Origin of the sequence: Borreliella lanei (assembly GCF_014205895.1) — a bacterium.
Classification (GTDB): Bacteria; Spirochaetota; Spirochaetia; order Borreliales; family Borreliaceae; genus Borreliella; species Borreliella lanei.
Map to the genome: position 1 here is coordinate 123,978 of NZ_JACHFC010000003.1, position 26,633 is coordinate 150,610.

At 29.0% G+C, this 26,633-nt stretch carries 20 protein-coding genes; 3 read left to right on the forward strand and 17 right to left on the reverse strand.

What is annotated here, in order from left to right:
- Positions 1–2: 2 nt before the first annotated feature.
- Genes cmk through HNQ06_RS03890 form a run of 6 tightly spaced genes read right to left on the reverse strand, consistent with a single transcriptional unit; the run spans position 3 to position 6,967 of the window.
- Complete coding sequence (gene cmk / locus HNQ06_RS03865) at positions 3–668, reverse strand: (d)CMP kinase (protein ID WP_184107632.1); 666 nt, start codon at positions 666–668, stop codon at positions 3–5.
- The gene (locus HNQ06_RS03870) at positions 652–1,401 is read right to left on the reverse strand and encodes a pseudouridine synthase (RefSeq protein ID WP_184107633.1); all 750 of its coding nucleotides are present in this window, start codon (positions 1,399–1,401) and stop codon (positions 652–654) included. Before HNQ06_RS03870 ends, cmk begins: the two co-directional genes overlap by 17 nt.
- Entirely contained in the window at positions 1,388–2,155 is a 768-nt protein-coding gene (locus HNQ06_RS03875; RefSeq protein WP_184107634.1) for a hypothetical protein, read from the reverse strand. The genes HNQ06_RS03870 and HNQ06_RS03875 overlap by 14 nt, the downstream gene beginning before the upstream one ends.
- Positions 2,156–2,169: 14 nt before the next feature.
- Complete coding sequence (recA, locus tag HNQ06_RS03880) at positions 2,170–3,267, reverse strand: recombinase RecA (protein WP_184107635.1); 1,098 nt, start codon at positions 3,265–3,267, stop codon at positions 2,170–2,172.
- A 13-nt stretch (positions 3,268–3,280) separates the two neighbouring features.
- Positions 3,281–5,986 (reverse strand): transcription elongation factor GreA, encoded by a 2,706-nt coding sequence (greA, locus tag HNQ06_RS03885; protein WP_184107636.1) that lies wholly within the window; start codon positions 5,984–5,986, stop codon positions 3,281–3,283.
- A 36-nt stretch (positions 5,987–6,022) separates the two neighbouring features.
- Entirely contained in the window at positions 6,023–6,967 is a 945-nt protein-coding gene (locus HNQ06_RS03890; protein WP_184107637.1) for a tetratricopeptide repeat protein, read from the reverse strand.
- Positions 6,968–7,150: 183 nt separating this feature from the next.
- Between HNQ06_RS03890 and HNQ06_RS03895 the strand changes: the two genes are divergently transcribed.
- Entirely contained in the window at positions 7,151–8,278 is a 1,128-nt protein-coding gene (locus HNQ06_RS03895; protein ID WP_184107638.1) for a tetratricopeptide repeat protein, read from the forward strand.
- A gap of 46 nt (positions 8,279–8,324) precedes the next feature.
- Here HNQ06_RS03895 and hisS read toward each other — a convergent pair whose 3' ends face one another.
- A complete protein-coding gene (gene hisS / locus HNQ06_RS03900) occupies positions 8,325–9,695 on the reverse strand; it encodes a histidine--tRNA ligase (RefSeq protein ID WP_184107639.1) in 1,371 nt (456 codons plus the stop codon).
- A gap of 132 nt (positions 9,696–9,827) precedes the next feature.
- Between hisS and HNQ06_RS03905 the strand changes: the two genes are divergently transcribed.
- Positions 9,828–11,717 (forward strand): penicillin-binding protein, encoded by a 1,890-nt coding sequence (locus HNQ06_RS03905; protein ID WP_184107640.1) that lies wholly within the window; start codon positions 9,828–9,830, stop codon positions 11,715–11,717.
- Positions 11,718–11,727: 10 nt separating this feature from the next.
- On the opposite strand, the gene HNQ06_RS03910 is transcribed toward HNQ06_RS03905, so the two are convergent.
- The 5 genes from HNQ06_RS03910 to HNQ06_RS03930 form a co-directional block, all read right to left on the reverse strand.
- Entirely contained in the window at positions 11,728–13,620 is a 1,893-nt protein-coding gene (locus HNQ06_RS03910; RefSeq protein WP_184107641.1) for a long-chain fatty acid--CoA ligase, read from the reverse strand.
- A gap of 571 nt (positions 13,621–14,191) precedes the next feature.
- Positions 14,192–14,500, reverse strand: a complete 309-nt coding sequence (locus tag HNQ06_RS03915; RefSeq protein WP_184107642.1) for a PG0541 family transporter-associated protein — start codon at positions 14,498–14,500, stop codon at positions 14,192–14,194.
- Between the two features lies 1 nt (position 14,501).
- Positions 14,502–17,714: an efflux RND transporter permease subunit gene (locus tag HNQ06_RS03920; RefSeq protein WP_184107643.1), complete on the reverse strand. Its 3,213-nt coding sequence runs from the start codon at positions 17,712–17,714 to the stop codon at positions 14,502–14,504.
- A gap of 18 nt (positions 17,715–17,732) precedes the next feature.
- On the reverse strand, positions 17,733–18,680 hold the full coding sequence (locus tag HNQ06_RS03925; RefSeq protein WP_184107644.1) for an efflux RND transporter periplasmic adaptor subunit: 948 nt from the start codon (positions 18,678–18,680) through the stop codon (positions 17,733–17,735).
- 11 nt (positions 18,681–18,691) lie between these two features.
- Positions 18,692–19,927 (reverse strand): TolC family protein, encoded by a 1,236-nt coding sequence (locus HNQ06_RS03930; RefSeq protein ID WP_184107645.1) that lies wholly within the window; start codon positions 19,925–19,927, stop codon positions 18,692–18,694.
- A 126-nt stretch (positions 19,928–20,053) separates the two neighbouring features.
- Between HNQ06_RS03930 and yidD the strand changes: the two genes are divergently transcribed.
- Positions 20,054–20,344 carry a membrane protein insertion efficiency factor YidD gene (gene yidD / locus HNQ06_RS03935; RefSeq protein ID WP_184107646.1) on the forward strand — a complete coding sequence of 97 codons (291 nt, stop codon included), beginning with the start codon at positions 20,054–20,056 and terminating at the stop codon, positions 20,342–20,344.
- Here the strand turns inward: yidD and HNQ06_RS03940 are convergent.
- From HNQ06_RS03940 to fliD, 5 genes are all read right to left on the reverse strand, one after another.
- Positions 20,333–21,217, reverse strand: a complete 885-nt coding sequence (locus HNQ06_RS03940) for a glycine betaine ABC transporter substrate-binding protein (protein ID WP_221415494.1) — start codon at positions 21,215–21,217, stop codon at positions 20,333–20,335. The genes yidD and HNQ06_RS03940 overlap by 12 nt on opposite strands.
- Before the next feature lie 57 nt (positions 21,218–21,274).
- On the reverse strand, positions 21,275–22,174 hold the full coding sequence (locus HNQ06_RS03945; protein ID WP_184107647.1) for an ABC transporter permease: 900 nt from the start codon (positions 22,172–22,174) through the stop codon (positions 21,275–21,277).
- Between the two features lie 6 nt (positions 22,175–22,180).
- Complete coding sequence (locus HNQ06_RS03950) at positions 22,181–23,299, reverse strand: quaternary amine ABC transporter ATP-binding protein (protein WP_184107648.1); 1,119 nt, start codon at positions 23,297–23,299, stop codon at positions 22,181–22,183.
- Between the two features lie 151 nt (positions 23,300–23,450).
- The gene (gene flaB, locus HNQ06_RS03955) at positions 23,451–24,461 is read right to left on the reverse strand and encodes a flagellin FlaB (RefSeq protein ID WP_184107649.1); all 1,011 of its coding nucleotides are present in this window, start codon (positions 24,459–24,461) and stop codon (positions 23,451–23,453) included.
- 125 nt (positions 24,462–24,586) lie between these two features.
- Positions 24,587–26,584 carry a flagellar filament capping protein FliD gene (gene fliD / locus HNQ06_RS03960; RefSeq protein WP_184107650.1) on the reverse strand — a complete coding sequence of 666 codons (1,998 nt, stop codon included), beginning with the start codon at positions 26,582–26,584 and terminating at the stop codon, positions 24,587–24,589.
- Between the last annotated feature and the right edge of the window lie 49 nt (positions 26,585–26,633).

Genomic DNA, 26,633 nt, shown 5'->3' on the forward strand with positions numbered 1-26,633 from the left:
TCTCACCTCTCTCTTACTTTTTTCAAATTAAACTTTTCTATTATAATATTACACACATCGTCTAATCCTTTGTAGCTTGTATCAAGGTAAAAAACCCCTTTTGATAATTTTAACTTACCATATTGTTTTTTCTTGTCAACATCATCTCTTCTTTTAAGAGTACGCTCTAATTCTTCTAAACTCTCATTTCCATTTCTTTGCCTATATCGCCTCAAAGCTCTAACTTTAACAGAAGCATCAAGATATATTTTAAATTCAGATTCTGGAAAAACTACAGTAGTAATATCTCTACCTTCTATTATATAATTACCATCGCTAAATTTAACAACCTCTCTTAATTTTTTATTTACAATGTTTCTTATTCCAACATAAGAAGAATAAAAAGAAACTTGAAAATCAATTTCATCGTTTAAAATTTGATTTTCAACATTCTCTCCATTAAGCAAAAAGGTGGAATTATTAAAACTTATATCATTCTCAAGAATCAAATTTAAAAGACTATCCTCACTAATAAAATCACTGCTACTCATAACAGATCTTTGAGCAATTAAAGTTATTATCCTATAAAGATATCCAGAACTGATAAATTTATAATTAAGCTTTACGCCAAGCTCTCTTGCAATTGAACTTTTTCCTGATGCTGAAGGCCCATCAATTGCTATTATCATTTAATTTCTCCAGCCTGGATTTTAAACTATTTATCTTAGACAAAGGAACAATTTTTACTTGACCTTCCTTTAAACTATCCAAATTAATATTGCCAATTCTAATTCTATGAATTTTTTTTAAAAAAATATTTTTGCTCAAAAACACTTTTCTTATTTCTCTGTTTTTTCCTTCATCTAAAATCAATCTAGCAGAATTTTTATTTAAAATTTCATAAGATTTTAATTTAAAAAATTCTTTTTTTACCTTTATGCCCGATTTAAAAGAAATAAGCAAACTTTCATCAATATCCTTTTTTGATTCAATAATATATTCTCTTTCAACTTTTTGCCTTGGATGAATAATATCGTTTGCAAATTTACCATCATTGGTGAATAATAAAAGCCCAGAGCTTTTAAAATCAAGCCTGCCAATTGAAAACACACGCTCTTTAAATAAAGGCTGAACCAAAGATATTGCCAACTTTCTTCCATTAACATCAAAATTGGAACATAAATAATTTCTAGGCTTGTTAAGAACCAGATAAATTCTATTATTACTTTGAAAATCTTTAAAAACAAAAATCTGTTTTTTATAAATTATTCTGTCTCCTAAAGCTACTTTATCCCCAAGCTTAGCAACAGTATTATTAACTCTTACAAGTTTTTTTCTTATCAGTTCCTCGCAAAATCTTCTTGACCCTACTCCCTTTTCAGCTAAAAAAACATGAACTCTGGGGGTTTTAAGTGCAATCATTAATTTCACAACCTCGATACAATACTAATTTATTATTCAAATATCCTAAATTTACAATATTAAGCATTTTGCACTCAAGGGATACTAAAAAATAAGAAAATCTCTCAAAAGAATAATTATCGGCATTAAAATCTAAAAGAGAATCAAAAATTATGCTGCTCTCTTTATTTAAAATAGAAATAATTTTCATTTTTTTCTCAAAAATTTTCAATTCATATTTATTGCAAACAGCTTTAAATTTTTTATCACACAAAAAATTTTTATTAATAACTTTTCTCTTTAATGCACTAGACTTCCTCTTCAAATTTTTATTTTTCTTATTATCATTAGCAACAGCATTAATATTTTTAACAAAATTACCACTATCGCCAAAAATAAACTCTTCAATCATTTTTGAGTCATAGAATTTAAAATTCTTTGTTTGATTTAATTGTAATTTTTCATTTTCTCTATTTTTGCTGGAACATATTAATCTTTCCACAACTTTGCGCTCAGCTTTATCTTTGTATTCAAGCTTCAGTGGGAATAAAATTTGAGTTTTCCAATAAAACAAATTATTAGCAAGATAAAAAAAATCAATCAATCCCCTAATGCTTATATTAAGGTCACCTGAAACAGCTATAAATTCTTCAATTATTTGATTTAAACTCAAAGTTTTCAAAACATGTCTATTCATACTAACATATTCAAAAAAAAGCTCTATTCCGCCTGTAAAATTTTCAAGACTGATAGAGTAGTCACCCAATTCAGACATTTAAATTTTCCATATTACTCAGACTCATCTTCTTTAAATTCAGTAAAATTATCATCCTCTTGATCAAACTTATTAAAAATTATTTTTCTAAGCCTCTTATTCAAATCATTTGCAAGTTCCACTTCTTTAGTAAGATACTCAATAACACTCTCCCTCCCCTGTCCCAACTTATTATCTCCTAATGAATACCATGAGCCTGTTTTTTGTATTAAATTATGCTTAACAGCAGCATCTAAAATACCAGCTTCTCTTGAAATACCTCTCCCAAAATAAATTATTAACTCTACTTTACGAAAAGGTGGAGCAACCTTATTCTTCACAATCTTAACTCTAATCTTATTGCCAATAACATCATCACTTGAGCCTGATCTGGTTACTTGTTCGATCTTTCGAACCTCAAGTCTAAGAGATGAATAAAATTTTAAAGCATTACCACCAGTAGTAGTTTCAGGATTGCCAAACATAACACCAATCCTCATCCTTATTTGATTAATAAACATAATGCAAGTATTGGATTTAGAAAGTATGCCGGTAATCTTTCTAAGAGCTTTACTCATTAACCTTGCTTGAAGACCAATCTGAGAATCCCCCATTTCTCCATCTATCTCTAATTTGGGGGTTAAAGCTGCTACAGAATCAACTACAATCAAATCAATACTACCACTTCTGATTAAATGCTCAGCAATCTCAAGGGCTTGCTCTCCGGTATCAGGCTGACTAAGCCAAAGTTCTGCAATATTAACTCCTAAAGCTTTTGCATAAACAGGATCAAGAGCATGCTCAGCATCAATAAAAGCAGCTATCCCACCTTCTTTTTGTACCTCGGCAATCGCTTGAAGAGTTAAGGTGGTCTTGCCAGACGACTCAGGGCCAAAAATTTCTATTATGCGACCCCTAGGATATCCACCAATGCCAAGAGCCTCGTCTAATACAATAGATCCACTTGACATACTTTCTATACCTTTTCCTACGGGAGATTCCCCCATCTTAATAAGACTTCCTTTTCCAAAAGCTTTTTCTATTTGAACCCTTGCAAGCTCAATAGCTTCCTCTTTATTTGCTCTTTCTATACCAATAACAGCTTTTTCCCTTTTTTCCTTTAACTTTGACATTCTTAAATTTTTCCTAGCTAAATTTTATGGGTTCTATTTTCTTTACAAAATATCTAAAATTAGTATTATTTATAACAAAATCAAGACTATCCCCTTCCCTAGAATCAAGCAAATTTTCTCCAAAAGGTGATTTATATGAAATAATACCTTCATCGGGATTTGATTCCCAAGGTCCAAGTATTAAATAAGACTCATCTTTACCTGTAGCCTCATTTAAAATGACAACCTTAGTCCCAAAACCAACAACAGAACTTTGAAGATCCTTAGTATCTATAACTTTTGCATTCTCTATTTCCAACATTAAGGAGTTTAATCTTTTTGTCAAAAACTGTTGTTTTTCCTTAGCAGAATGATATTCAGCATTTTCTTTTAAATCGCCAAGTTCACGAGCTTTTCCAATTTCTTTTGAATTTTCTGGAATTTCAACCTCCTTTAAATGCTTAAGCTCTTTTTGTTTTTTATTCAAAGAACTTAATATGGTTAAAAATCCAATTTCCATTCTCTCACCTGCAAGCTGCATCTTTTCATCTTCAAACTCAACAGAATCAAATAATTGCCTTATTATAGATTTAATCTCTAAAAGATCCTTTGGAGGAAAATCTTTTACATAAAAACAGGTCATATAAACTCTTTTTGCAAGCTCTTCATCTCTCACGACCTCTAAGACCGATTTAAGATATCCATCTTTAACTAAAAGATTAATTACCATTTTATAAATTCTTTTACTTGCAACAGAATTATTTTTATTATTAATTTTGATAACACTATCTGTTAAAATTTTAATCAAATTGGATAAAAGATCCGAATCCGAATAACTCAGTTCTATAGAGTAAGTTTTACAGTGCTTCAAAATCCAAATATAAGCATCTTTATAGATTTTATAATTTTTTATAACATAATTAAATAATTTTTCCACTTCTCTGGGATCTTCTTTATAAAGCGATTCAACTAATCTCTTATTAACAGAATGAGGAAAAAGTTCTTTGTAGTACAAAATCCAATTGCTTAGTTCTTTTTTAATTAAAACAACTAATTCTTTTTTGATCTCTGCATTCAAAATTGAATCAAAAAGATCCACTATTCCTTTTGGATATTCCCTTAAAAGAGATTCCAAATTAACATCTTTTTCTATATTAACTTTTGATGACAATTCTTCAGAAAAATTACCTAAAGATTTAAGAATAACGTAAGAACTTATAACATGATGATCAACTTTTGTAAAATTGTTAACATAAATTAAAAAATAGTTAAGCATCTCTTCTTCAATATGCAAATCCTTAACAATTCCCTTGACATTACAATAGTTTATAAATATCTCGTATCTTTTATAAAAATCTTTCTCAATCTTAAATTTATCATACATTTTTTCATTCAAATTGGAAGATCTCTCATTATATATATAACAATCAAGCTTGCCAGAATCCATAACAAAATGGGGATTATCTTTTAAGATTTGCTTTGCTTTCAAACTCCATGAATTCCACGAACTTTGAGTCATCAAGCTTGGTACTAACTCTTTTTTTATCCCCTTTAAATCAATAGCTTTATAGCTTTTTATAATAACCCTTATAGCCCACTCAATATCTTTTTTTATTCTATCTGCAAGCTCCTCTTTAGGCGTTATAGCCTTTAATACTCTAATATCCTCTCTGCTAAGAGGAGACAAAGCCGATATAGCCATATCAAAACCAATAAAATGACCTCTTTTGGAAACAAAATCAACCATAATACCATTATCATTTACATCTCTTACTATTCCAACAGACCAAGTCTGATGATAAACAAAATTACCCTTTGCAAAAAACAAATATTTTTCAAAATCTGAATATACATCAACAAAATTTTTATCTAAGTTTTCAATATCAGACTTTACAAGATAATCTTCAATATTTTTAACATCTTTATATCTTTCTCTTAAAAATTTAACTAAATTTTCTCTTGCCTTATGATTTTTGTTATCAAGCTTTAAAATACCTTTTAAAATTTCTATTGTCTCATCAACATTGTCAGTCAAAGAATAATGATCAAATAAATCCTCATAAAGAACTATGGCCTTTTTAAATCCAAGATCTTTTTCAATTTTTTGTAAAATAAGCAAAAAAGAATCAAAATCATCTGAAACATAATGAATAAGCTTGGCCCATACTTCTCTGATTCCTGACATTTGTTTTTTATCAATAAAACGATAAATAGCTTTTCTAAAATAGAAAATTGATTTTTGCAAATCAATAGTTTCATAATAAGTAGCAAGTTGCCTAACAAACACAGTATCATCAATATCTGCTTCAACAATTCTAGTCCAAATACTTGGAAGCTTATCATTTTCATTGCTCTGAGCATATATTTTTGCAAGAGTATAAAGAGCGTGCTTATTCTCAGAAATTAAAAGCATTTCATTGCATATATGCTCAACAAGAGCCCATTTTAAATTTTGAGAAAACAAATCAATAACGGCAAGCAAATTCATATCATTTAAAGGTCGCCTACTATATATAAGCATTCCAGAAATATAAAGGCCTGCTATGCTTTTTTTAACGTCCTTTAAATGCCTGCCACAAATATCAAGCACATCCTCTGTTAACCCCTCATCAATTATATTATCTATCAAATCATCTAATTCTTTTATTTTGGCAAGAGAATAATTATTAACAACTATCCTTGTCCACTTATCTTCTTGTAAAATACTATCTAATTTCTCTATGGTAGTAACATTAGACATCAAACTCTCCTAATATCGATTTTTTAGCATCAGCAACTAATTTACATACTGTTGATAAATACCTAGATCTATTTCTTTTATGTATAACAAAATTTCATCAATGCGCGCTCTATCTTCTTTTATCCTTACATAATGATCAATAAGCCAAAAATATTTATTAATAAGCCTTGGAAGCAATATGCTCTCATTTATTGATCTATAAGACTTTTCTTTAAGTTCATTGCGCAAACTGTAAACAGACTGCTTTAGCTGTCCAAGCTCTATAGGCCTTAACTCTCTTTTAATATTAAAAACACCATTAAGAGAGCCATAAACAGGAATCCATTCTTTTATAAGATCATCTGAAATGTTTCTGTCAGACTTAATAAGATCAATTAATCTTAAAATCATATCAGATTCAAGAGAATATATATCTATCTTTTGAGGATTAATAAAAAAAGCCTCTCTGAATAAGACTTTGGCCTCTTTAATTTCATCAACCAACGCATAAGAATCAGCAAGCTCTGCAACAACATCTGAGTTATCTTTAAAATCTCCTAATATTTGCAAAAAAACATTAATTGCTCTCTCGTAATTTCCCATACCTTTATAAGACTTAGCAATTTTTATTAAAAGGTCCAAATTTTCTGGGTGCATTTTGTATATATTTTTATATATATAAAGACAGGTCTGAAACACAAAATATTTTATAGAATTGCGACCTTGCAAAAAAGTAAAGCCCATCTTTTTCAAATATCGTCCTGCAAAATTATTCCACTCTCTTATTAAAAATTCTGCCTTTTCATAATCTTGCCCTATTCTATCAAGACTTTCAACTTGGCCATTCCAATACACAGAGCTTTTCAAAGCTGTTAGAATTTCAATATTATCAAAATCAAGAGAATGAGCCTCTTCGGATTTTACTAAAGCTTCTTTGAAATTGCCTTTTCTAAAATCTAAATAAATCTCTTTAATCAATTCAACAATTCTTTCTGATGACACATTCCCACCATTTCAAACAATATATACAAACCCCTATTACACTTTATATAATTATATCATTTATCAATTTTTAGTCAAACAAGAAATTAGGGCAAAATAACAATATTTCATTTATTATTCTTTTAAAATAAAATCTTATATTATAATATTAAAAAGAAAATTGTGGGGTCAAATTCTAGCTATATGGAACCTAATAAAATTATCAATAAGTCTATTTATTACTATAATTCAAAAAAATATTCACAAGCAATAAAACTCCTAGAAAAAGAAATTTTCTTCTACAAAAATTACTATTTATATCACTATGTCTTAGGAATGTCTTATCTTCGTATTGGAAACCTTGGGAACGCTCAAACATATCTTAAAAAAGCTTACACTTTAAACCCAAGCGAATCAAATATAAAGCAGGCTATTGCTATACTTTTAGTAAGCCAAGGCAAAGAAGAAAAAGCTATTCAGATATGGCTTAAAATGATAGAAGAAAATCAAGAAGTAGATCGATCAGAGCTGTCTCTTGAAATTATTCGAAAAAATCCCATTAAAGGTTCTGCCTTTTTTAAAAATAGCAACCTATATGAAAAATTGTTCCCAACAATTAAAGCAATACCCGATAAAAATTCAACAAAGTTGATCATAATAATCATCATAGGGGGGATTGTATTTATTTCAATGTTAGCAATCTATTTTATTTTTTACGAACAAAAAGCAACAACATCCGCAAATCTAAAAGCAGAAATAAACAAAAATTTAAACAATATTGCTGCTTACATTGATGACATTAAAATAAATAACAAAGAAAAAATAAAAAATGAAGAAGGCCAATTCATATTAATACTAACCAGCGACGAAATTAAAAATTCTTTCGAAAAAATCAAAATTTATTTAAAAAAAGGAAAAGATAATTTTGCAAGAGTGGAAATAAATAAAATATTAAATTCAAATGCATCAGAATCAATAAAATTAAAAGCCAAAAATCTTGCAAGTTTTATATCAAGACCAGATTTCATTAGTTTTAATGAACATCTAAACCTAAAAGATATTAAAAAGGATCCATCAATATATTCAAACGTGTATGTAAAATGGGAAGGAGTAGTAAATAATATCGAAAAAAAAGATAACATAATTCAATTTGACTTTTATGTAGGATACAACAAAAATGTACTCTCAGGAATTATCCCAACAAAAACAACCTTTGATATTGATATTGATTTTAAAGACAATGTTGAAATACTTGGACAAATAGAATACAAAAAGAACAAACTTACCTTAAATGCAATAACAATTAGGAAAATAGATAAAAATGCAAATTAATCCTAATATCTTTACCAAAATTTCAAAAAATAATTAACATTTAAGATTAAAAAGGTGTGCATAGTAACTTTTCATTACATTTGATAAGATTTATTGATTCTTCAAAAGAAAGCAACAACTCTTCTTTTTTTGTCAAATCTCTTACTTTCATTTTATTTTCTTTATATTCTTCTTGACCAACAAAAATTAAAAATCTTATTTCTTTGCTTAAAGCATACTCTATTTGCTCTTTAATGTTTTTACCATTTTTATTTTTAAAATAGACCTCACAAGAAATATTTTTAACCTTAGAATAATCATGATTTCTAAACCTAGTAGCAAGCTCATAATAATAATTTTGCAAAGCACTATCTAAATTTACAATCAAAACTTTAGATCTAGCCTTAGTGACAAATATTTTAATATAACTAAACTTTTCAAGATCAATTATATCCTTTATTCTGTCAACACCAAAAGATCCCCCAACTCCTGAAACTTTTTGAATAGAGTTTGAGAACGAAGAAACCAAATTATCATATCTTCCCCCACTACAAACACTACCCATATTGCTACCAAACACCTCAGATTCAAAAACAATCCCTGTATAATAATCAAGCCCACGCGATATTTTAAGATTTAAGTTAAAAGAATCTTGAATTTTTAATAAACTAAGATGTTGAAAAACATCTTCTACTCTCTTGATAGATTCATTATCGCCCAAAACACTTTTTAAAGCCTGTATTTTGTCTTTAAAAGCACCTTGCAAGCTTACTAAACTTAAGATTGAATCTACTGCTTCTTTTTCTATCTCAAGAAGCAACGCTTCTTTAACCTTATCAATTCCTATTTTATCTATTTTGTCAATATTTCTTAAAATAAAAATAGATTTTTCTTTAAGTCCTAATTTTTCAAAAAAAGAATTCAATATGCCAAGATGAGAATAATGGATAATAAATTTTTTATTAATGCCTTCTATAAAATTTAAAAAAATCTCTTCAAGTCCATAATATACAACAGAAAGAATCTCGGCATCGCCCCTAAAACTATCTTCTCCAACTATATCAAAATCGAATTGCATAAATTCTCTGTATCTACCCTTTTGAGAATTTTCTCCTCTGAAAACTTTTCCAAATTGAGAGCGTCTGAAAGGAAATTTTAAAGCAGAAAAATTTGTAGCAACAAATCTGGCAAAAGGAACAGTTAAATCAAATCGCATGGAAACATCTCTGCCTCCATTATCCTTAAACCTATAAATTTGCTTTTCAGTCTCATCCCCACTCTTTTTTAAAAGCAAATCTGAATATTCAAGAACTGGAGTATCTATTAGGTCAAAATTATAAGAATTAAGAACGCTAAATATCTGCCTAGCAATATGAATTCGAATCAAAGAATCCTTCGGTAAATAATCTTTAAAGCCTTTTAAAGTTTTAACATCCATTATATCATACCCTCTGCTATATAGTAATTCACTTTTTCAGAATATAATAACATATAATAATATAGATGCAAAAAAAATTGAATAATTTTTTATTTCATATAATCATGAAATAATTTAAGGGGTCTAAAATTCATGACCAAAAGAATACTTAATAACAATTATCGAATAAAAACAATATTAACAATCTTCTTAGGCATAACTTTGTTAACTATTTACAAATATTTCACACTAATGGTTTTCAATAACAGCCCAGACAACATGATATCTTTAAAGTCAAATGATATTGCCAAAAGAGGAACAATTTATGATAGAAATGGCAAACCAATAGCATTCTCTTCAAAGTCCTACTCAATCGGAACAAATCCTCAAAAAATAGAAAATCTTGTAAGCACATCTGAAACTCTTGGCGCAATACTTCAAATTGATTCAAGAATTTTAAAGGAAAAGCTTACTTCCAATAAAGGTTTTTTATATATAAAAAGAAAAATAAAAAGGGAAGAATCAGATTTAATAAAAAGAATCCAAGCTGAAGGCAGACTTTCAAACATTGCTTTATATCCTGATTATACAAGAATTTATCCCTTTAGACACACCACAAGTAATATTACCGGTTTTGTAGGAACAGATAATCTTGGCCTTGAGGGCATTGAATTTTCTCTAAATAGCATATTAGGAAAAGATAAAACCAAACAACAATTTTTAAATCAAGAGCTAGAAACAAACAACATCTACTTAACAATAGATATGGATATACAACAAGGTGTTAGCAAAATAGCTAAAAAATACTTTAAAGAAAATAATCCTGAAAGCTTAATTACTTTGGTAATGAACTCCCAAAATGGAGAAATATTGTCCATGGTTCAATTTCCTCAATATGATGCAAACTTTTATTTTGAATATCCTGAAGAAATACGAAAAAACCTTTCTTCATCTCTAACCTATGAGCCTGGAAGCATCAATAAAATCTTTACAGTTGCAATAATATTAGAAAGTGGAAAATTGAATTTAGAAGAAAAATTTTTAGACAATGGAATATATCAAAAACAATTTCCATCAGGAGAAAAAATTACAATCAAAACATTAAATCCTCCCTATAAGTATATCGACTCTACAGAGATTTTAATTTATTCATCAAATGTTGGAATAGCTTACATTACTGAAAAAGTTAGCAATGAATACTTTTACAAAAAACTTTTAGATTTTGGATTTGGAGAAAAAGTTGGATTTCCATTTCCCGGAGAAACAAAAGGACTGCTAAATCATTATTCAAAATGGTCAGGACGAAGTAAAGCTACAATTGGATTTGGACAAGAAATAGGTGTGTCAGCGATTCAAATATTACAAGCTGCAAGCATACTGAGCAATAATGGAATAATGTTAAAACCTAGAATAATAAAAAAAATAAGCAACGATAAAGGAGAAAATATTAAAGAATTTGATACAGAAGAAATAAGAAGAGTAATATCCAAAAGTTCAGCACAAAAAGTTTTAAAAATGATGAGAGAAGTTGTAAATAAAGGCGGAATTCCAAATCTTAAAATTAAAAATCTCGACATTTCTGCAAAAAGCGGAACATCCCAAGCTATTGATAGAAAAACTGGCAAATACTCAGAAGAAGACTATACATCCTCTATATTGGCAATATACCCCACAGAACAACCAAAATATATTATTTATATTGTATACAGATATCCCAAAAAAATAATATACGGAACAAGAATAGCAGCTCCAATGGCAAAAGAAATAATAGAATTTATTGAACACCAACAAAATACAATCGCATATAAAAAAATTAAAATGCCATCAAAAATCAAGATCCCTAAAACTGCAACTAATTATGAAAACAAAACATACTTGCCAAATTTTATCAACCTTTCCAAAAGAGAAGTAATAGACATCCTAAAATACTATAAAAATACTATGAAAATAAAAATAAATGGCGACGGATTTGTTTACAAGCAAAGTATATCCCCCAATACAAAATTGGAAGATATAATAGAGCTTGAACTGTATTTAAAATAATTGGGGTTAATTAAATAAATAAATTTTTAATTTCATTTTTATAAAAATTTAAAATATAGCTTCGCTTAATGTCCATTTTAATAGACATTTCTTTACCAACTTCAAATGGTTTTTCTAAAAGAGCAAACTTTAATATCTGCTCAAAAGGCTTAAATCCATTAGCTTTATTGATTAATTTTTTTATTTCATCATTTATGGCCTTAAGAACAATATTATTTGCAATAATTTGACGTCTATTATTAGCATCAAAAATCTTTTGCCCAACACTTTCTAGATATTTATTTATTTCTTCAAAATTTGGAAGAATAAGAGCTCCTAAGAATTTTTGATCTTGGCCTACAACAACCGCTTTTTCTATTAATGCTGATTCTTCAAGCTTAATCTCAATTGGAGCAGGCTCAACATTTTCTCCATTATTCAAAACAATTGTATCTTTTTCTCGACCAATAATTTGAACAACATCATCCTTAGATAATTTTGCAATGTCACCCGTGTTTAAAAACCCATCAGGACCAATAATCCTACAAGTTGCTTCTTTATCCTTGTAATATCCAAGCATTACCTGAGGCCCTTTTACAAACAAAATTCCCTTTCCAGGCTTTTTAAGCTTATTCCCATCGGTATCTCTAATCTCAGCAACAGTTCCAGGTAAAATTTTACCACAAGCCCCAATAATCACTTTTTTATGCTTGTTAGAAGCCACTCCGGGTGAAGTTTCTGTCAATCCATAAGCATTGGCAAGTTCAATGCCAATTGAATTAAAAAATCTAACAGCAGACAACGGCATACTCCCCCCACCAGTAATTCCAACAACAAAATTATTACCCAAGATCTTATTTATTTTATTAAAAATTAAAACATTCCCCAAAGCCTTAAAAGGGAATAAACAGATTAATCCACATACTCCTAAAATTTTCTTTATAGGGAAAAATAAATTAACTCCATTGTCTGGATAAAACCCCATTACCACTCTATAGCAAATATCATTAAGAAATGCCGATTTTACAAAAAAATGAAAAATCATTCTAGAGATAAACGGCTTCTTAGAAACTTCTTTGTAAATATTTTGTCTTATTGCAATCCAAAGCCTAGGAACAGCTGCAATATAATGAGGATTAATATTTTTAATATCATCAAGCATTGCCCTTGGAACAATGGTGGAAAATAAACAAACCATACCTTTGAGGAAAATATTGTAAGAAAAAGACCTTTGAAAAGAATGCCAAATTGGCAAAATGCACATAAATATTTGTCCCACCTGAGTATCAACCATTAAACTAAAACTAGAAACCTGATAAAGAAGGTTAGCATGGCTGAGCATTACCCCCTTTGGATGGCCTGTTGTTCCAGAAGTATATATTATTGTTGCCATATCATTAGAATCAACTTTACTTGCAATCTCAATAATTTCTGAATCTTTTCTTAAATTGTCTCCAAATAAAATACAATCGCTATAAGTATAAATTTCAAAACCGCTATATTTTAATCTATCTTCTTGATTTAAATTTTCAATAATAATAAATATTGGCTTTACTGTAAATTTAATTTGAACAAACATATCAAGAAGATTTAAATTTTCTAAAATAACTACACTTGGAAGAACAGAGTTAAAAATAATTTCCGCTTCAAAAAGAGTAACATCAGAACCCTTTGGAACATCAACAGCGCCTAAAGATAAAATTGCAAAATCTATTACGGTCCACTCGGCCCTATTCTCAGAGCAAATAAATATTTTATCTTGATGCTTAATATTGATTGACTTTAAAAAGGAAGCAAGCTTTAAAACATTATTTTTTAAGTCGCCATAAGTAACATGGGCATATCCATTACAAACTTTATATATTTGAGCAATTTTATCTTTTTGTTGATCAGCCACTTCAAAGAATGCCTTTGCTATTGACATATAATCCTCCTTTTAACAAAGTTAAGATGATTTATTATATCATTATTAACCATAAATTCATAAAGATTATTTGTAAAGCCTCCTGCTGTAAAAAACATACAGAAAGCAAATAAAAATAAAAAATCTAAAAAATCAAAACAAAGTTAAAAAATATTCAATAAAAAATAATTGAAAATCTAAAAGCAAATTTCAATTTTAATATTTTGGCAAGTAATATTTTTTCTCAAAATACCTAAAACATTAAATATCATCCAATTATTTTCACAAATATAAACACAGTGTTTGGGATAAATATATTGCTCCTAATTTTAATAAAAGAATGAAAAGAAGAAATTTATGTAATTACTTAAATAAAATGGTAAAATTTATTTTGCAATAAAATATTTATCATTGTTTATCATTTAAAACAAAATACCCGCAGACCCATCAACACAAATTTAATTGCCTGCCTACAATATTTTAAGTTTTTTTAAAATCTTGCTACCTTCACTTCTAGTATTAATAACTTTAAAAAAATCATTGGATACTCCTTTGTTAATCAAAACAGCAAATAAAATTTTGCCCTTAAGGATTAATTTCTCAAAACAAAAAAATTAATTCCTTCTGTGGGGTAAGAACGATTCAACTCATCTACAATATCATTCAATCGATTAACAATAGATTGATTGGAGGTATAAATAATCAAAATAAAATTTTCTTCAGGCCAAACACCATTGCCATGCTTTTCTCCTTTCTTACCTTTTCCATAAACATTTTCTATCTTAGAATAATATATAGACTCTCCCAACTCTTGCTCTATTTTTTCTATATATTCAAAAACATCAAGCTCTAAAGATAAGTTAGAAATTATTTCAATCCTATACTTATAAAATTTAGCCATATCATTCCCCATCTTCTTCAAATAAATTATCATAACTGCTTTTAGCTGAATTATTAATTTTGAATGATTTTTCAACATCTACATTGAACACCGCTCTTTTTAACCTAGATTTGAAACTTGAAACAATGTTAGAAAAAATTTCAAAAAGCATGGGAATAAAAAATAAAGTAAGAAATGTGCTAGCTGTCATTCCACCAATAAAGGTGAATGCGATTGGCTTTACAAGCTCAACTCCACTCCCACTAGAAAATGCCATTGGAATAAGCCCTATTATTGAGGTCAAAGAAGACATTAAAATTGGTCTAAGCCTTGAACGACAAGATTCAATAATTGCTTCTCTTAGGCCAAATCCCCTCTTGATCAATAAACCGGTATAGTCTACAAGAACAATTCCCGTATTTACCACAACACCAACAAGCATAAGCATTCCAATCGCAGCAAAAATAGAAAGTTTTTCTCCCGCAAGAAAATGTATAAGCACAACACCTATTGCCGTTAAAGGAATTGTAAAAATAATAATAAAGGGTTTTAAAAAAGATTCAAATTGAGAAGCCATAATGCCAAACACAACAACAATAGCCATCATAATGATTATTTTAAACTGATCCATGATATTTGAAAATTCATTATATTCTCCTTCAACCTTAAGCACTATGCCTTCTTTATGAGGCAACTTATTATTAATAAAATCTACAACTTTAGCAGTTACTTGAGTTAAATTATCATTTGGAGAAATGCCTGCATTAAGATAAATAGTTAAAGCTTGATTTTCTCTATAAATAGATTCGGCTTTATTGGTTTTTTCAAAGGTAGCTATTGATGAAAAAGGAATTTTAACTCCAGATGAATTTGTAATAAATATTTTTTCTAAATCTTTTAAATTCTTAACATCCATTCTATCAAGCTTAAGAACAATATCATAATTAAGCCCATTCTCCACATATTGCCCAGCAACAACACCATTAATACTGGCCTTCAACTCATTTAAAATGGTATTCATGTCAATGCCATAATTATAAGCTAGCGCTCTGTCTATTTCAACACCAATTTGAAGTTGGGAATCATTTATACTAAGTCTTGGATTTACAAGTTCAGGAATTTCCTTTTTTAACATAGAAACTAAAATTTTTCCATAATCTCTTATATATTCGAAATTATTAGCTGAAATTTTAATTTTAATAGAATCTCCACCACCCAAAGCATTACCACTGGAAGGCTCAACATTAAATTCGGGATAAAGATTTCCAATACGATTCATAATTTTATATTTAATAGAATCGTAATCTATGCTTTGGATCAACTTATCTCTTGATTCTTCCTTAAGAGGAAACAATACATTAAAAATTATTCTATCAGCATGCAAAGTAGCAATAATGCTTTTGTATCCTTTAGCTTCACTTTTTACAATGTCTAAAAATCTACTAGAATAAAATTTTGCATATTCCAAATTAGTTTTATGGGGAAAATTCAAATTAATAGTAATTGAATTCTCTTTGCCTCTAGCAAAAGTTGTAACATCTAGCAATAATCCTAAAAGCAAGCTACCAATAAAACTAAAAAAAACAAAAAGCCCAAAAATTAATTTGTGATTTAAAACTATATTTAATAAATTGATATACAAAAATTCTAAAAAATAATAAATACTAGCAAAAAAAACATCGATTTTCCTAATAAAAACATTCTTAATATTTTTTTGAAAACTTGTGTATAAACCGACATAATGACTTGATAAAACAGGAACCAAAAAAATTGCAACTAAAAGAGAAACTCCCAAGGAAATAACAATCGTAAATGCAAAATCTTTAAAAAAATCTCCATATACCCCAAGTTCTGATTTGAAAATAAGAAATGGCCCAAAAACACAAATGGAAGTAAAAGTTGAAGATGTAATAGGCAACATCATCTCTTGGGCTCCGAGAATGGAAGATGAAATAAGCTTTGCTCCTTTTTGCCTATATTTATATATATTGTCTATTACAACAATTGAACAGTCAACAACCATCCCAATCCCAAGCGCAAGACCTGCAAGACTCATAATATTAAGGGAAATATTTACAAAATACATTAAACAAAAGGTCAGAACAATTGCTATTGGAATAGAAATTCCAATAATTATTGTGGCTCTAAAGCTTCTTAAAAAGAAAAATATAACAAATATTGCAAGCACGGCTCCAAAATAAGCTGAATTTACAACCGTTGAAATGGACGCTTTAATAAAATCAGTGCTATCAGAAGCAATCTCCAATCTCATGTCTTTAGGCATAGATAATTTCAATTTTTCTATTTCATTCATAACAGCATTAGAAACTGAAATAGAATTGGCATCACTACGTTTTTGAACCGACAAAGAAATTGAAGGAAACCCATTATATTCAACATATTCTGACAAATCTTCAAAATCGGCTTTAATATTAGCAATATCTTTGAGCTTTATCTCAATAGGAGATGAATTTATGCCAGAAGAAATATCGGGCATCTTATAAGCTATGACCACATTGCCTATCTCTTCAATTGATTTAAATTTTCCAGAAACTTCAACCAAATATTCCAAGTTATTCTCTAATATATTACCAGCTGAAAGTTCCAAATTTTGAGATGCTATAATTGAAGATATTCTTGACAAAGAAAGCCCATAAGACTCTAATCTGTTTTGAGAAACTTCAATTAAAACGCGCCTTTTACTTCCGCCATTAACAGTAACAATTGCAACTCCATCAAGCCTTTCAAGCCCAGGTTTAATGATTTCATCAGCATATCTTTTAAGCTCAGAAACTGGCCTTACAGAATTAATAACAATTTCCATTACAGGAATATTTTTAAGATTGTATCTAAAAATTCTAGGCGTCTGTGATTTACTGGGCAATAAAGATTTTACCAATTCAAGAGCATCTCGAATTTCATTTAAAACCAAATCTAAATCGGTTCCATGATAAAATTCAAGCGAAACAGTGCTACTTTCTTTAGAAGAAATGCTATATATATTTTTTAAATTCTTTACCGAACTCAAGCCACTCTCAAGGACTCTAGAAACACTCTCTTCAACTTCTCTAGGAGAAGCGCCAGGATAAACAGTGTGAATACTTATTTGAGGGATATCAATCCCCGGCAAAAGGTCTATTTTCAATCTTGAAAAGGTATATAAACTTATCATCATTAACAATGAAAATAAAATCAACATTGTTATTGGTTTGCCAACTATTCTCTTTACCAACATAACACATCCACCAATAAATTAAATATTGCTTTCAACTGAAAGACCCTCTTTGGTATCTACCAAATTTATTAGAGTTCCATTAGAAAGAGCAGACATACCTTCTACTACAATTAAATCATTCTCTTCAACCTCGCCCGAAAGAGCTATAATGTTATCTATTTCAAAAAGCGCTGTAATAGGTAACATTTGAACACTTTTGCTCTCTAAATCAAGCTTAAATACAAATTTCTTGCCCTCTCTCTCGACAACAGCCTCTCTTGGGATCTTAATTACATCTCTAAAACGTTTAGTAATAAGTTTAATTTTAGAAAACATACCAATAATCAGTTTATCTAAATTGCTACCAATAGGCGTAAGATATACTTCTATAGTTCGGCTTTTAGAATCTAAAATGGGAGATATTTCTGAAACTTTGGCTTTAAACTTTTCATTAGGATAAGCTCCAACCTCAATAATAGCATCATTTCCAACTTTAATATTTGAAATGTATTTTTCAGACACATAAGTTAAAATTTGCTTTGTATCTATTCTTCCTACTACTGCTATGTTGGACTGAGGATTAACTGTTTCACCAATTTTTTTTGTAATATTTAAAATATATCCTGAGATTGGCGCTCTTACCGGACTTTTCAAATATACAGAACCAGGCCTTGAAGGATCAAGAGTTGCAACTATTTGTCCCTTTTCAACATAAGCTCCGAGTTTTATTCTCAAAGAAGTTATTTTACCTACAGCATCTGGGAAAATATCTGCTTTAACTTTTGTATCTATATCTCCGTTTAAAGACAAATAATCACTCAAGATTCCCTTTTTAACTTTCATAGCAATTACTGGAAATCTATAAGGATCTTCTTTCTCCTTATTAGCGTCATCTAGCTTGTTCTTGCTTACACAAGCAACTAAGATTAAGAATAAAACTAAAAAATATTTTTTTAAATATAAGTTAATATTAAAAATCAAATTCATCAAAATACCTCTTAGTCTAATGAATTTATTAAATTCTTATATTCAAGTATAGAATTGGCATAATTTAATTTATCTTCAATAAACTTCAAATCGCTCTGCTTGTAAACAAGCTCAATATCATTCAATTTAGAAAGATCCATGACCCCGGAATTAAAAGCATTAAACGCCATTTGATAATTTTTATTAGCTAATTCTACATTAATTTTAGAAGCATCAAGAATCGCTTTATATCTTCTAATGTCCTTTCTTTTTTGCACAATACTAGATTTTAAATTCCTAATTTTACCTTCAACATTGTTTTGTAGTATTTTTAACTGATAGTTGTTATCTTGTATTTTTGTAAAACTCTTTGAAAATGGAAATAATTCAGTTAAACCATAATTTAAACTAAAGGATGCTAAAAATCCAGTTGAAAAGCCTTTAGAATTTTCATGAAATGATTTATAAGGAGAGTAAGAAAATGATAAAGAAAGGCTTGGCAAATATGTATCTAGCCAAAGCGAACCAATAAGCTGCTCTGTCATTTTTAAGCTCATATTCAAATCCTTAATCTCTAATGATTCATTAAAATTTAATGCCTCATTAAATAAAGAAAAATCTATTGTCTCGTCTGGCAATTCTTCAATAATTTCAAAATCTTGATCAGGATCTAATCCTATTAATAATTTAAAAATTTCTTTTGATTTTTCAAAATTAATAATCTGACCTTCTAAATCTGGCTGAGATTTTTTATATTTAAGCTGAGCATCAAGAAAATCTATTTCTGATATTATTCCATTATTATAAGCAATTCTAGCTTGTTCAAATTTAAGTTTACTATTTTGTATTTGACTCTCAAAAACTTTCAAAGTGCTCTTTAAAGCTATCAATTGATTGTAAGACTTAAGAACATTTAGCTTGATATTACGAACAGCTTTCTCCCTTTCTATTTTTGCACTTTCATACTCCAACATAATAAGTTGCATTCTCTTTAAAACAGAAGGAGACAAAGAAAGACTAATCCCAACTCCAAACCCCAAGCCCCAATAATCTCTCTCAAACTCACTCAGAGCAGAAGGATTTCTACTAAGTGTAGAGCTAAGGTTAACATTTGGAACAAAAACATTCCATGCATTATTTTTATAAAGTTTTTTTATATTTTCTTTGTACAAAGCATTTTCTGAATCCAAGCTATTTTCTAAGGCCATATTTACAGCTTGTTTGGGTGATATTTGAATAATTTCAGCAAAAGAAAAAGAGACAGTCATAAAAATTAAAAAAATTTTTTTAATTAGAAGCCCCCTTATATAAAAATCAAAACTTTAAAGTTATAAAACTTAATTAATATTTTCAATTCATTTGATTAATTATTATAATATAATACAATTCTAAGTATGAACATTTTCAAAATTTTATTTATCTTAAATTATACTCTTATTTTTTTAATAAAAATTTACCAAAATACTTTCTCTAAAATATTTGGGCTACAATGCATATACAAACCTACTTGCTCAAAATATTCAATTGAATGTCTTAAAAAATACAATTTTTTAACGGCCTTAATATTAATGATACTAAGAATAATAAGATGTAATGCATTATTCAAAGGGGGAAACGATTTTATTCCTAAATACAACCCTATTTTAGAATCTTTAAAAGAATTTAAAAAAAGATTAATCAAATAAAGTCTTATATTTTTCTGGAACCCAGGTCTTTACAACTTCTTTATTCTTTTCAACAAATTCAACTGCATTGCGGTATTCTTTGCCTGGCTCTTTATCATTTCTATCCATTAAAGGCAATATTAAATCATCACTCCAATAAAAATGATCAAAAACATAATATGCATCAAAATCATCATTTTCAAGACCAAGTCTAACAAGAGTATGCACGCTCTCAATTCCTCCCATAATTAAATCAGGATCATCAAGAAACTTAATATCATACCTAGAAAAAGCCCAATGGGGCTTCCACAAAGGAACTAAAATCCATTCGTTTCTTTTTATTGAAGAATCCAAACTTGCAAGCATAACGCTCTCGCTTGAAGGAACTAGCTCATATTCTTTACTTAATCCATAATAATTAAGCGCTTGTTCTGTAACAATCTGAGTTCCAGCACCAGCATCTATGCCAATCATTTTGTTTTTAAACGCAGCACCTTTACCCTTAAGCTCACTAATACTAGAAATTGGGACATAGCTTGGCACCACAAAACCCTGAATGGTACCTTCATAATTTGCGCCAAGATCAACAAATTTTGTTTTCAACTTTTCGTAATAAAATTTATCAGCTGTAGGAACCCAAGAAGATACCGTACCATCTACCTTTCCAGATGCTAAGTACTGATACATTATAGATGTAGTAACTGAAAATATTTCTGCATTGTAGCCCATTTTTTCAAAAACAACCTTCAATACATTTGTAGCTGCTGTTTCTCCGCCCCAATTCACATATCCAATTTTTACCGATTTCAAATTCTTTGAACTCTTTTTTTCATCACAAGACAAAAAAACAAGAAAAATACAAAGTCCAATGAATAATTTATATATAAAATTCATAAAATCATCTCCCTATCATAAAATAACTTCCAAATACAAAGTCCAATAAATATCCATTTATTTATTATATATTTCTAAAAATCTTTTAAATTTATTTTCTCTCTTTCCGCCATAATGATCTGTATTTAAATAGCTAAATTTAATAAATATAGATTGCATAATCCTATCTAAAATAATAGCTATAATAACAACTGCTAATCCAGATATTAAGCCCTCACCAAAATTTAATCTTTCAATAGAGTAAATCACAGTCCTGCCCAAACCAGACGATCCAACCATTGCGGCAATTACTATCATAGATATCGCCATCATTATTGACTGATTAATGCCTTCAATTATACTCTGAAGAGAAAGAGGAAGCTGAACTTGAAAAAGAATGCGCAAATTACTACTACCAAAGGACTTAGCCGCCTCTATTACTTCATCTGAAACTTGAACAATTCCCAGCCTTGTATATCTAATAACAGGGGGCATAGCAAAAACTATTGTAGCAAAAATAGCAGAAGCTGTACCCATTCCAAAAAAAGGAATAGCAGGAATCAAGTATATAAAAGGGGGCATGGCTTGCATTAAATCTAGAATGGGTTTTAAAAAAACATAAAACCTTGGGAAATATCCCCCCAAAATACCTATAGGAATTCCTAAAATAACAGAAACTAATACAGAAACAAATATAATAGCTATTGTATCCATTGAAGCTTCCCAAAGATTAAAATACAAAATAAAAAAGAATCCAGGCAAAATTAAAAATACTAATCTCTTTTTCAAGAAAACAAAACTTAGCAAGCATACAGTAAAAATAAAAATAAGTGGATTAACAAAAAGAAATAAATTTTTCAAATTTTCATATAAAAAAATTATACTCTTAGAAAAACCTACCCCATCAGAAATTGAAAAATTATCAACCAAAAAATCAAAAAAATTATCTATTTTTAATATAAAAAAATCTTTATTCATAAATTCCTATCTTGATAATAAATAAGAGATTTCATTTAAACTAATATATCCGACAATAGTTCCCTTTTCTTTTATTATTAAATAATCTTGCTTATTCAAATATTCAACAATTTTTTTTATCTCATCATTTAGATCTAAATTTAAAGATACAAGATTATCATACCTTTTATTAAGAACTTTGTCATACAAGCTAAAATTTTCATCTTGACATTTAATAATAACATTTAAACCATTATCACTACCAGAGTTTAAATCAAAATCATCTTTTAATATATCTTTTATTTTTAAAATATTTAAAACAGGTAAATTTTTAATAAAATCAGATATAAAATCTGTACTAGGATTGGCTAAAATTTCTAAAGGTTTGCCAACTTGAATAATTTTTCCATCTCTCATAAAAGCAATTCTATGCCCCAATTTAAAAGCTTCATTTAAATCATGAGTAATAAACACAACTGTTTTTTTAAGTTTAGCTACCAACCTTAAAAGTTCTTCTTGCATTTCTCCTTTAATTAAAGGATCAAGTGCCGAAAAAGCTTCATCCATTAAAAGAATATCCGGATTAACCACCAATGCTCTTGCTATTCCAACTCTTTGCTTCATTCCTCCAGAAAGTTCATTAATATACTTATATTTTGAATCTTCAAGCCCTACAAGATTTAATACCTCAATAGCACGCTCTTCTCTGATCTTCCTAGGAATATGTTTGACCTCAAGTCCATAAGTAACGTTTCTTAATACATTCATATGGGGAAAAAGTCCGAAGTTTTGAAAAACCATTGCAAATTTATCTTTTCTTAAATTAGAAAGATCTTTGCGATTTATAGCATTCATTTCCATATTATTTACCAAAATAGATCCTGAATCTATTTTATAAATACCATTTAAACACCTGACTAAAGTAGACTTGCCACAGCCTGACATACCCATAATAACTAAAATTTCATTTTCATAAACATCAAGATTAATATTGGCATTTGCAATAAAAATAGAAGATTCTTTGTAGATTTGCATTCTATCTTTGCCATCTTCATAGTCTTTTATAGCTTGACTTATCTGCTTTTTGTCAACATAATACGAAAATACTTTATAACAATCTTTAATTTTAACAGTAACCCTACTCAAAGCAAACTCCTCAATAAGCCTGCATTATACTTTATAACACATCATTATAAATTATACTAAAATTATTAAATTTTTGCCGATCCGAAATAAAAAAACAAAAGACCCTTTAAAGGATCTTTTGTTAAAAATTTGTACCAATTAAATTAGAATTTTATCTAAGCAATGACAAAACATATTGGGGAACTTGATTAGCCTGCGCAATCATTGCCATTGCAGATTGTGTTAAAATACTATTAGTTGTAGCTGCTACAACCTCATCTGTCATTGTAGCATCTTTTATTTGAGCATAAGATGCTTTTAGATTTTCAATTGCATACTCAGTGCTATTCTTTATGGATTCAAGTCTATTTTGGAAAGCACCTAAATTTGCTCTTTGATCACTTACCATTCTAATAGCATTTTCTATTTTAGCAAGTGATGTATTAGCATCAACTGTAGTTGTAACATTAACAGGAGAATTAACTCCACCTTGAGAAGGTGCTGTAGCAGGTGCTGGTTGTTGAGCTCCTTCTTGTTGAACACCTTCTTGAACAGGTGCAGCCTGAGCAGTTTGAGCTCCCTCACCAGAGAAAAGATTTGCAACATTAGCTGCATAAATATTTACAGCAATAGCTTCATCTTGGTTTGCTCCAACATGAACTCTTAAAGTCCAAGAAGCTTGAGACCCTGAAAGTGATGCTGGTGTGTTAATTTTTGCAGGTTGCATTCCAAGCTCTTCAGCTGTTCTTACATTTTGAGAAGCAGATTTGTTTGATAACATGTGCATTTGGTTATATTGAGCTTGATCAGCAATTCTATTAATTTCGTCTGTAAGTTGCTCTATTTCAATTTGTATAGAACCTCTGTCTGCATCTGAATATGTGCCGTTACCTGATTGAACTGCCAATTCTTTCATTCTTACTAAAACTTTTTCTACTTCATTCAAATTCCCTTCTGTTGTCTGAATAAAATTGATAGCCTTTGAAGTATTTCTAGAAGCTTGTGATAAACCTCTTATTTGAGCATTAATCTTACCAGAAACTCCCATACCAGCAGCATCATCAGAAGCTCGATTAATTCTGTACCCACTAGAAAGCTTTTCTTGAGTTTTACTAAGATTAGCAGCATTAATACCATTATTTCTTGAAGCATTAATAGCTGATGTATTATGATTTATAATCATTATCATTCCTCCATGATAAAATTTAATTATTTATTTTTGGCAAATCCTTTTGCCTGTTAAAAAGAATAGCACAAAAATTTGAAAAAAAGAAACGCAAACAGCAATAGCATTATAAATAATTGTTATTACTTATTTCTTTGATTAAAATCAAAAGCCCTTAATGTATTCTCTTGATCTTTCATACGCTTAACGGTAAAATCCAAGGTATTAAGCTCACCTTCCACTTTTCTCTCTCTGTCTTCGTATTTCTTTTTATAATCTTCAACTTTATTTTTTTGATTAAAAATTTTCAAGTCGTAATTCTTTATTTTATTATAAATAACTCCTCCAGAAGCCACAAGAGGCGCCAGACAATCTCCTAGCATTTTAGCAATTCCATTATCATATACCCTGTCACCATTAAGATCGAATAAAAAAAGTTCTCTAACATTATCAATGTTATTGCGAATTGATTCATCAAACTTTTTTTCATCAAGTCTTAAATATCTAGAAAGTCCACCAGAAGAAGAAATAGAATTAGTAAAAACTCCCATCTGATTAATTATTGAAAAATTAGGATCACTAGTAACATAAGGCTTAAAAATTATTGACTCTAGTCTGGACTTAAGATTTTTCAATAAAAATTCAGACCTTAAAATACCCAAATTTTTATAAGCCTCTTCTTTTTGAGAATCACTAAGATAAGTCAGCTCTTCAACTATATTAGACTTTTGATTATTAGGCTGATCTTCATTGGAGCTTACAATATTAATCTCAGCAAGAACCTCATTATAAGCACCAATAAAATCTAAAAGAACCCTCTTAATCCCTTCATAATCAGGTTCAATTTTAGCCTCAACCATATCACTTGAGGCTTTTTTTAAACTTAATGTCACATTTGGAACTAAATCATTTATAACATTTGAATCTCTCTCAACATCTACTCCATCAAATTTAATTTTTGCATTCTCGGCAAAACTTTTAGCATTTATTGGCAAATGGCCATCTCTATTTTTTGGATCAAAAATTTCAACATTGCTAATCACAATTACTTTATTATTTGCTTTATTTTCAATATTTATTTCCTCCAGATTAGAAAGAGCTCCAACATCAACTTCAACTTTTTCAAAATTATTTGAAATATTTATTAAAGGAAGCTCTAAAGAACCTTCCTTGCTACATATTTTAACCATATTCATTTGAATATATCTTTTTTCCAAAGGAGCTTTTAAATCAGATCCAAGATCAACTACACTATCTTCACTTTCAACTTTTGCATCCTTAAACGTAGCCCCGCCAGGATTAAAAATAATCTTGCTATCAGGCTCTTCTAAGCCTGTATCAAAATATTTAACTTCAAATTTAATTTTGCTCCTAGATGTAATTTCAATATCTTCAGGAATTTCAATTGACACTTCTGAAAGCGGATTTAAAACAAGGCTATTGTTCTCAAAAGCAAGTTTATTGTTACTGCTAGATTGGTTTGCGACAATATCTGAAAGATTAGGATTAAAATTGGTTTTAAGTTCACTTAAAATTCCAATTTGCTTAGCAAAAGACAATCCTTTCCCTTTGATAACAAGTTTATTTTCTTTGCCTTCCTTTAAGGATTGCAAAACAAAACGACTATTTCCATTTTTATCACTTTTTACTATTTTTGCAGATAAAAAGCCCTTTCCTTTATTATTAATATCCCTTACAAGTAAATCAATGTTACCATTACTTTTTACATTAATTTCTTTCTTGCCAACTAAAAATATATAATCTCCCTCTGGAATTGTAACTTTTTTAGGATCAAAATTTGAAGACAAAAACACATCAGCTGAGGCTATTTGATCAACAATTAATTTATGAGTCTCATTCTTAGATCCATATCTAGTAGACAAAGTTAAGACTTCGCTATCACTAGAATTTCCTGACATTAGATTAAAAGGGCTGTTAAGCGATGTAAGTTCTTTTGCAAGAGAATTCAAAGTAGAGATTTTTCTATTAATTAACTGCCAAGCACTTTTCTCTTGCTCTAAAGATTCAAGTTTCTTAAAAGAAGAATCAATTTTAGCTTTATCGGACTTAAGCATGGATTCACGAATTTCTTTAGTATTGTATTTACTCTCAAGTCCAGGAACAAAAAATCCTGATGCCAAAATAATGCCCTCCGGGATAAATTATATCATTAATAAAATTGAAAATAAA

Bases quoted from the DNA above. Each gene is read 5' to 3' on its own strand.
- cmk (WP_184107632.1), bottom strand. From the start codon at position 668: ATGATAATAGCAATTGATGGGCCTTCAGCATCAGGAAAAAGTTCAATT.
- HNQ06_RS03870 (WP_184107633.1), bottom strand. From the start codon at position 1,401: ATGATTGCACTTAAAACCCCCAGAGTTCATGTTTTTTTAGCTGAAAAG.
- HNQ06_RS03875 (WP_184107634.1), bottom strand. From the start codon at position 2,155: ATGTCTGAATTGGGTGACTACTCTATCAGTCTTGAAAATTTTACAGGC.
- recA (WP_184107635.1), bottom strand. From the start codon at position 3,267: ATGTCAAAGTTAAAGGAAAAAAGGGAAAAAGCTGTTATTGGTATAGAA.
- greA (WP_184107636.1), bottom strand. From the start codon at position 5,986: ATGTCTAATGTTACTACCATAGAGAAATTAGATAGTATTTTACAAGAA.
- HNQ06_RS03895 (WP_184107638.1), top strand. From the start codon at position 7,151: ATGGAACCTAATAAAATTATCAATAAGTCTATTTATTACTATAATTCA.
- hisS (WP_184107639.1), bottom strand. From the start codon at position 9,695: ATGGATGTTAAAACTTTAAAAGGCTTTAAAGATTATTTACCGAAGGAT.
- HNQ06_RS03905 (WP_184107640.1), top strand. From the start codon at position 9,828: ATGACCAAAAGAATACTTAATAACAATTATCGAATAAAAACAATATTA.
- HNQ06_RS03910 (WP_184107641.1), bottom strand. From the start codon at position 13,620: ATGTCAATAGCAAAGGCATTCTTTGAAGTGGCTGATCAACAAAAAGAT.
- HNQ06_RS03915 (WP_184107642.1), bottom strand. From the start codon at position 14,500: ATGGCTAAATTTTATAAGTATAGGATTGAAATAATTTCTAACTTATCT.
- HNQ06_RS03920 (WP_184107643.1), bottom strand. From the start codon at position 17,714: ATGTTGGTAAAGAGAATAGTTGGCAAACCAATAACAATGTTGATTTTA.
- HNQ06_RS03925 (WP_184107644.1), bottom strand. From the start codon at position 18,680: ATGAATTTGATTTTTAATATTAACTTATATTTAAAAAAATATTTTTTA.
- HNQ06_RS03930 (WP_184107645.1), bottom strand. From the start codon at position 19,927: ATGACTGTCTCTTTTTCTTTTGCTGAAATTATTCAAATATCACCCAAA.
- yidD (WP_184107646.1), top strand. From the start codon at position 20,054: ATGAACATTTTCAAAATTTTATTTATCTTAAATTATACTCTTATTTTT.
- HNQ06_RS03940 (WP_221415494.1), bottom strand. From the start codon at position 21,217: ATGAATTTTATATATAAATTATTCATTGGACTTTGTATTTTTCTTGTT.
- HNQ06_RS03945 (WP_184107647.1), bottom strand. From the start codon at position 22,174: ATGAATAAAGATTTTTTTATATTAAAAATAGATAATTTTTTTGATTTT.
- flaB (WP_184107649.1), bottom strand. From the start codon at position 24,461: ATGATTATAAATCATAATACATCAGCTATTAATGCTTCAAGAAATAAT.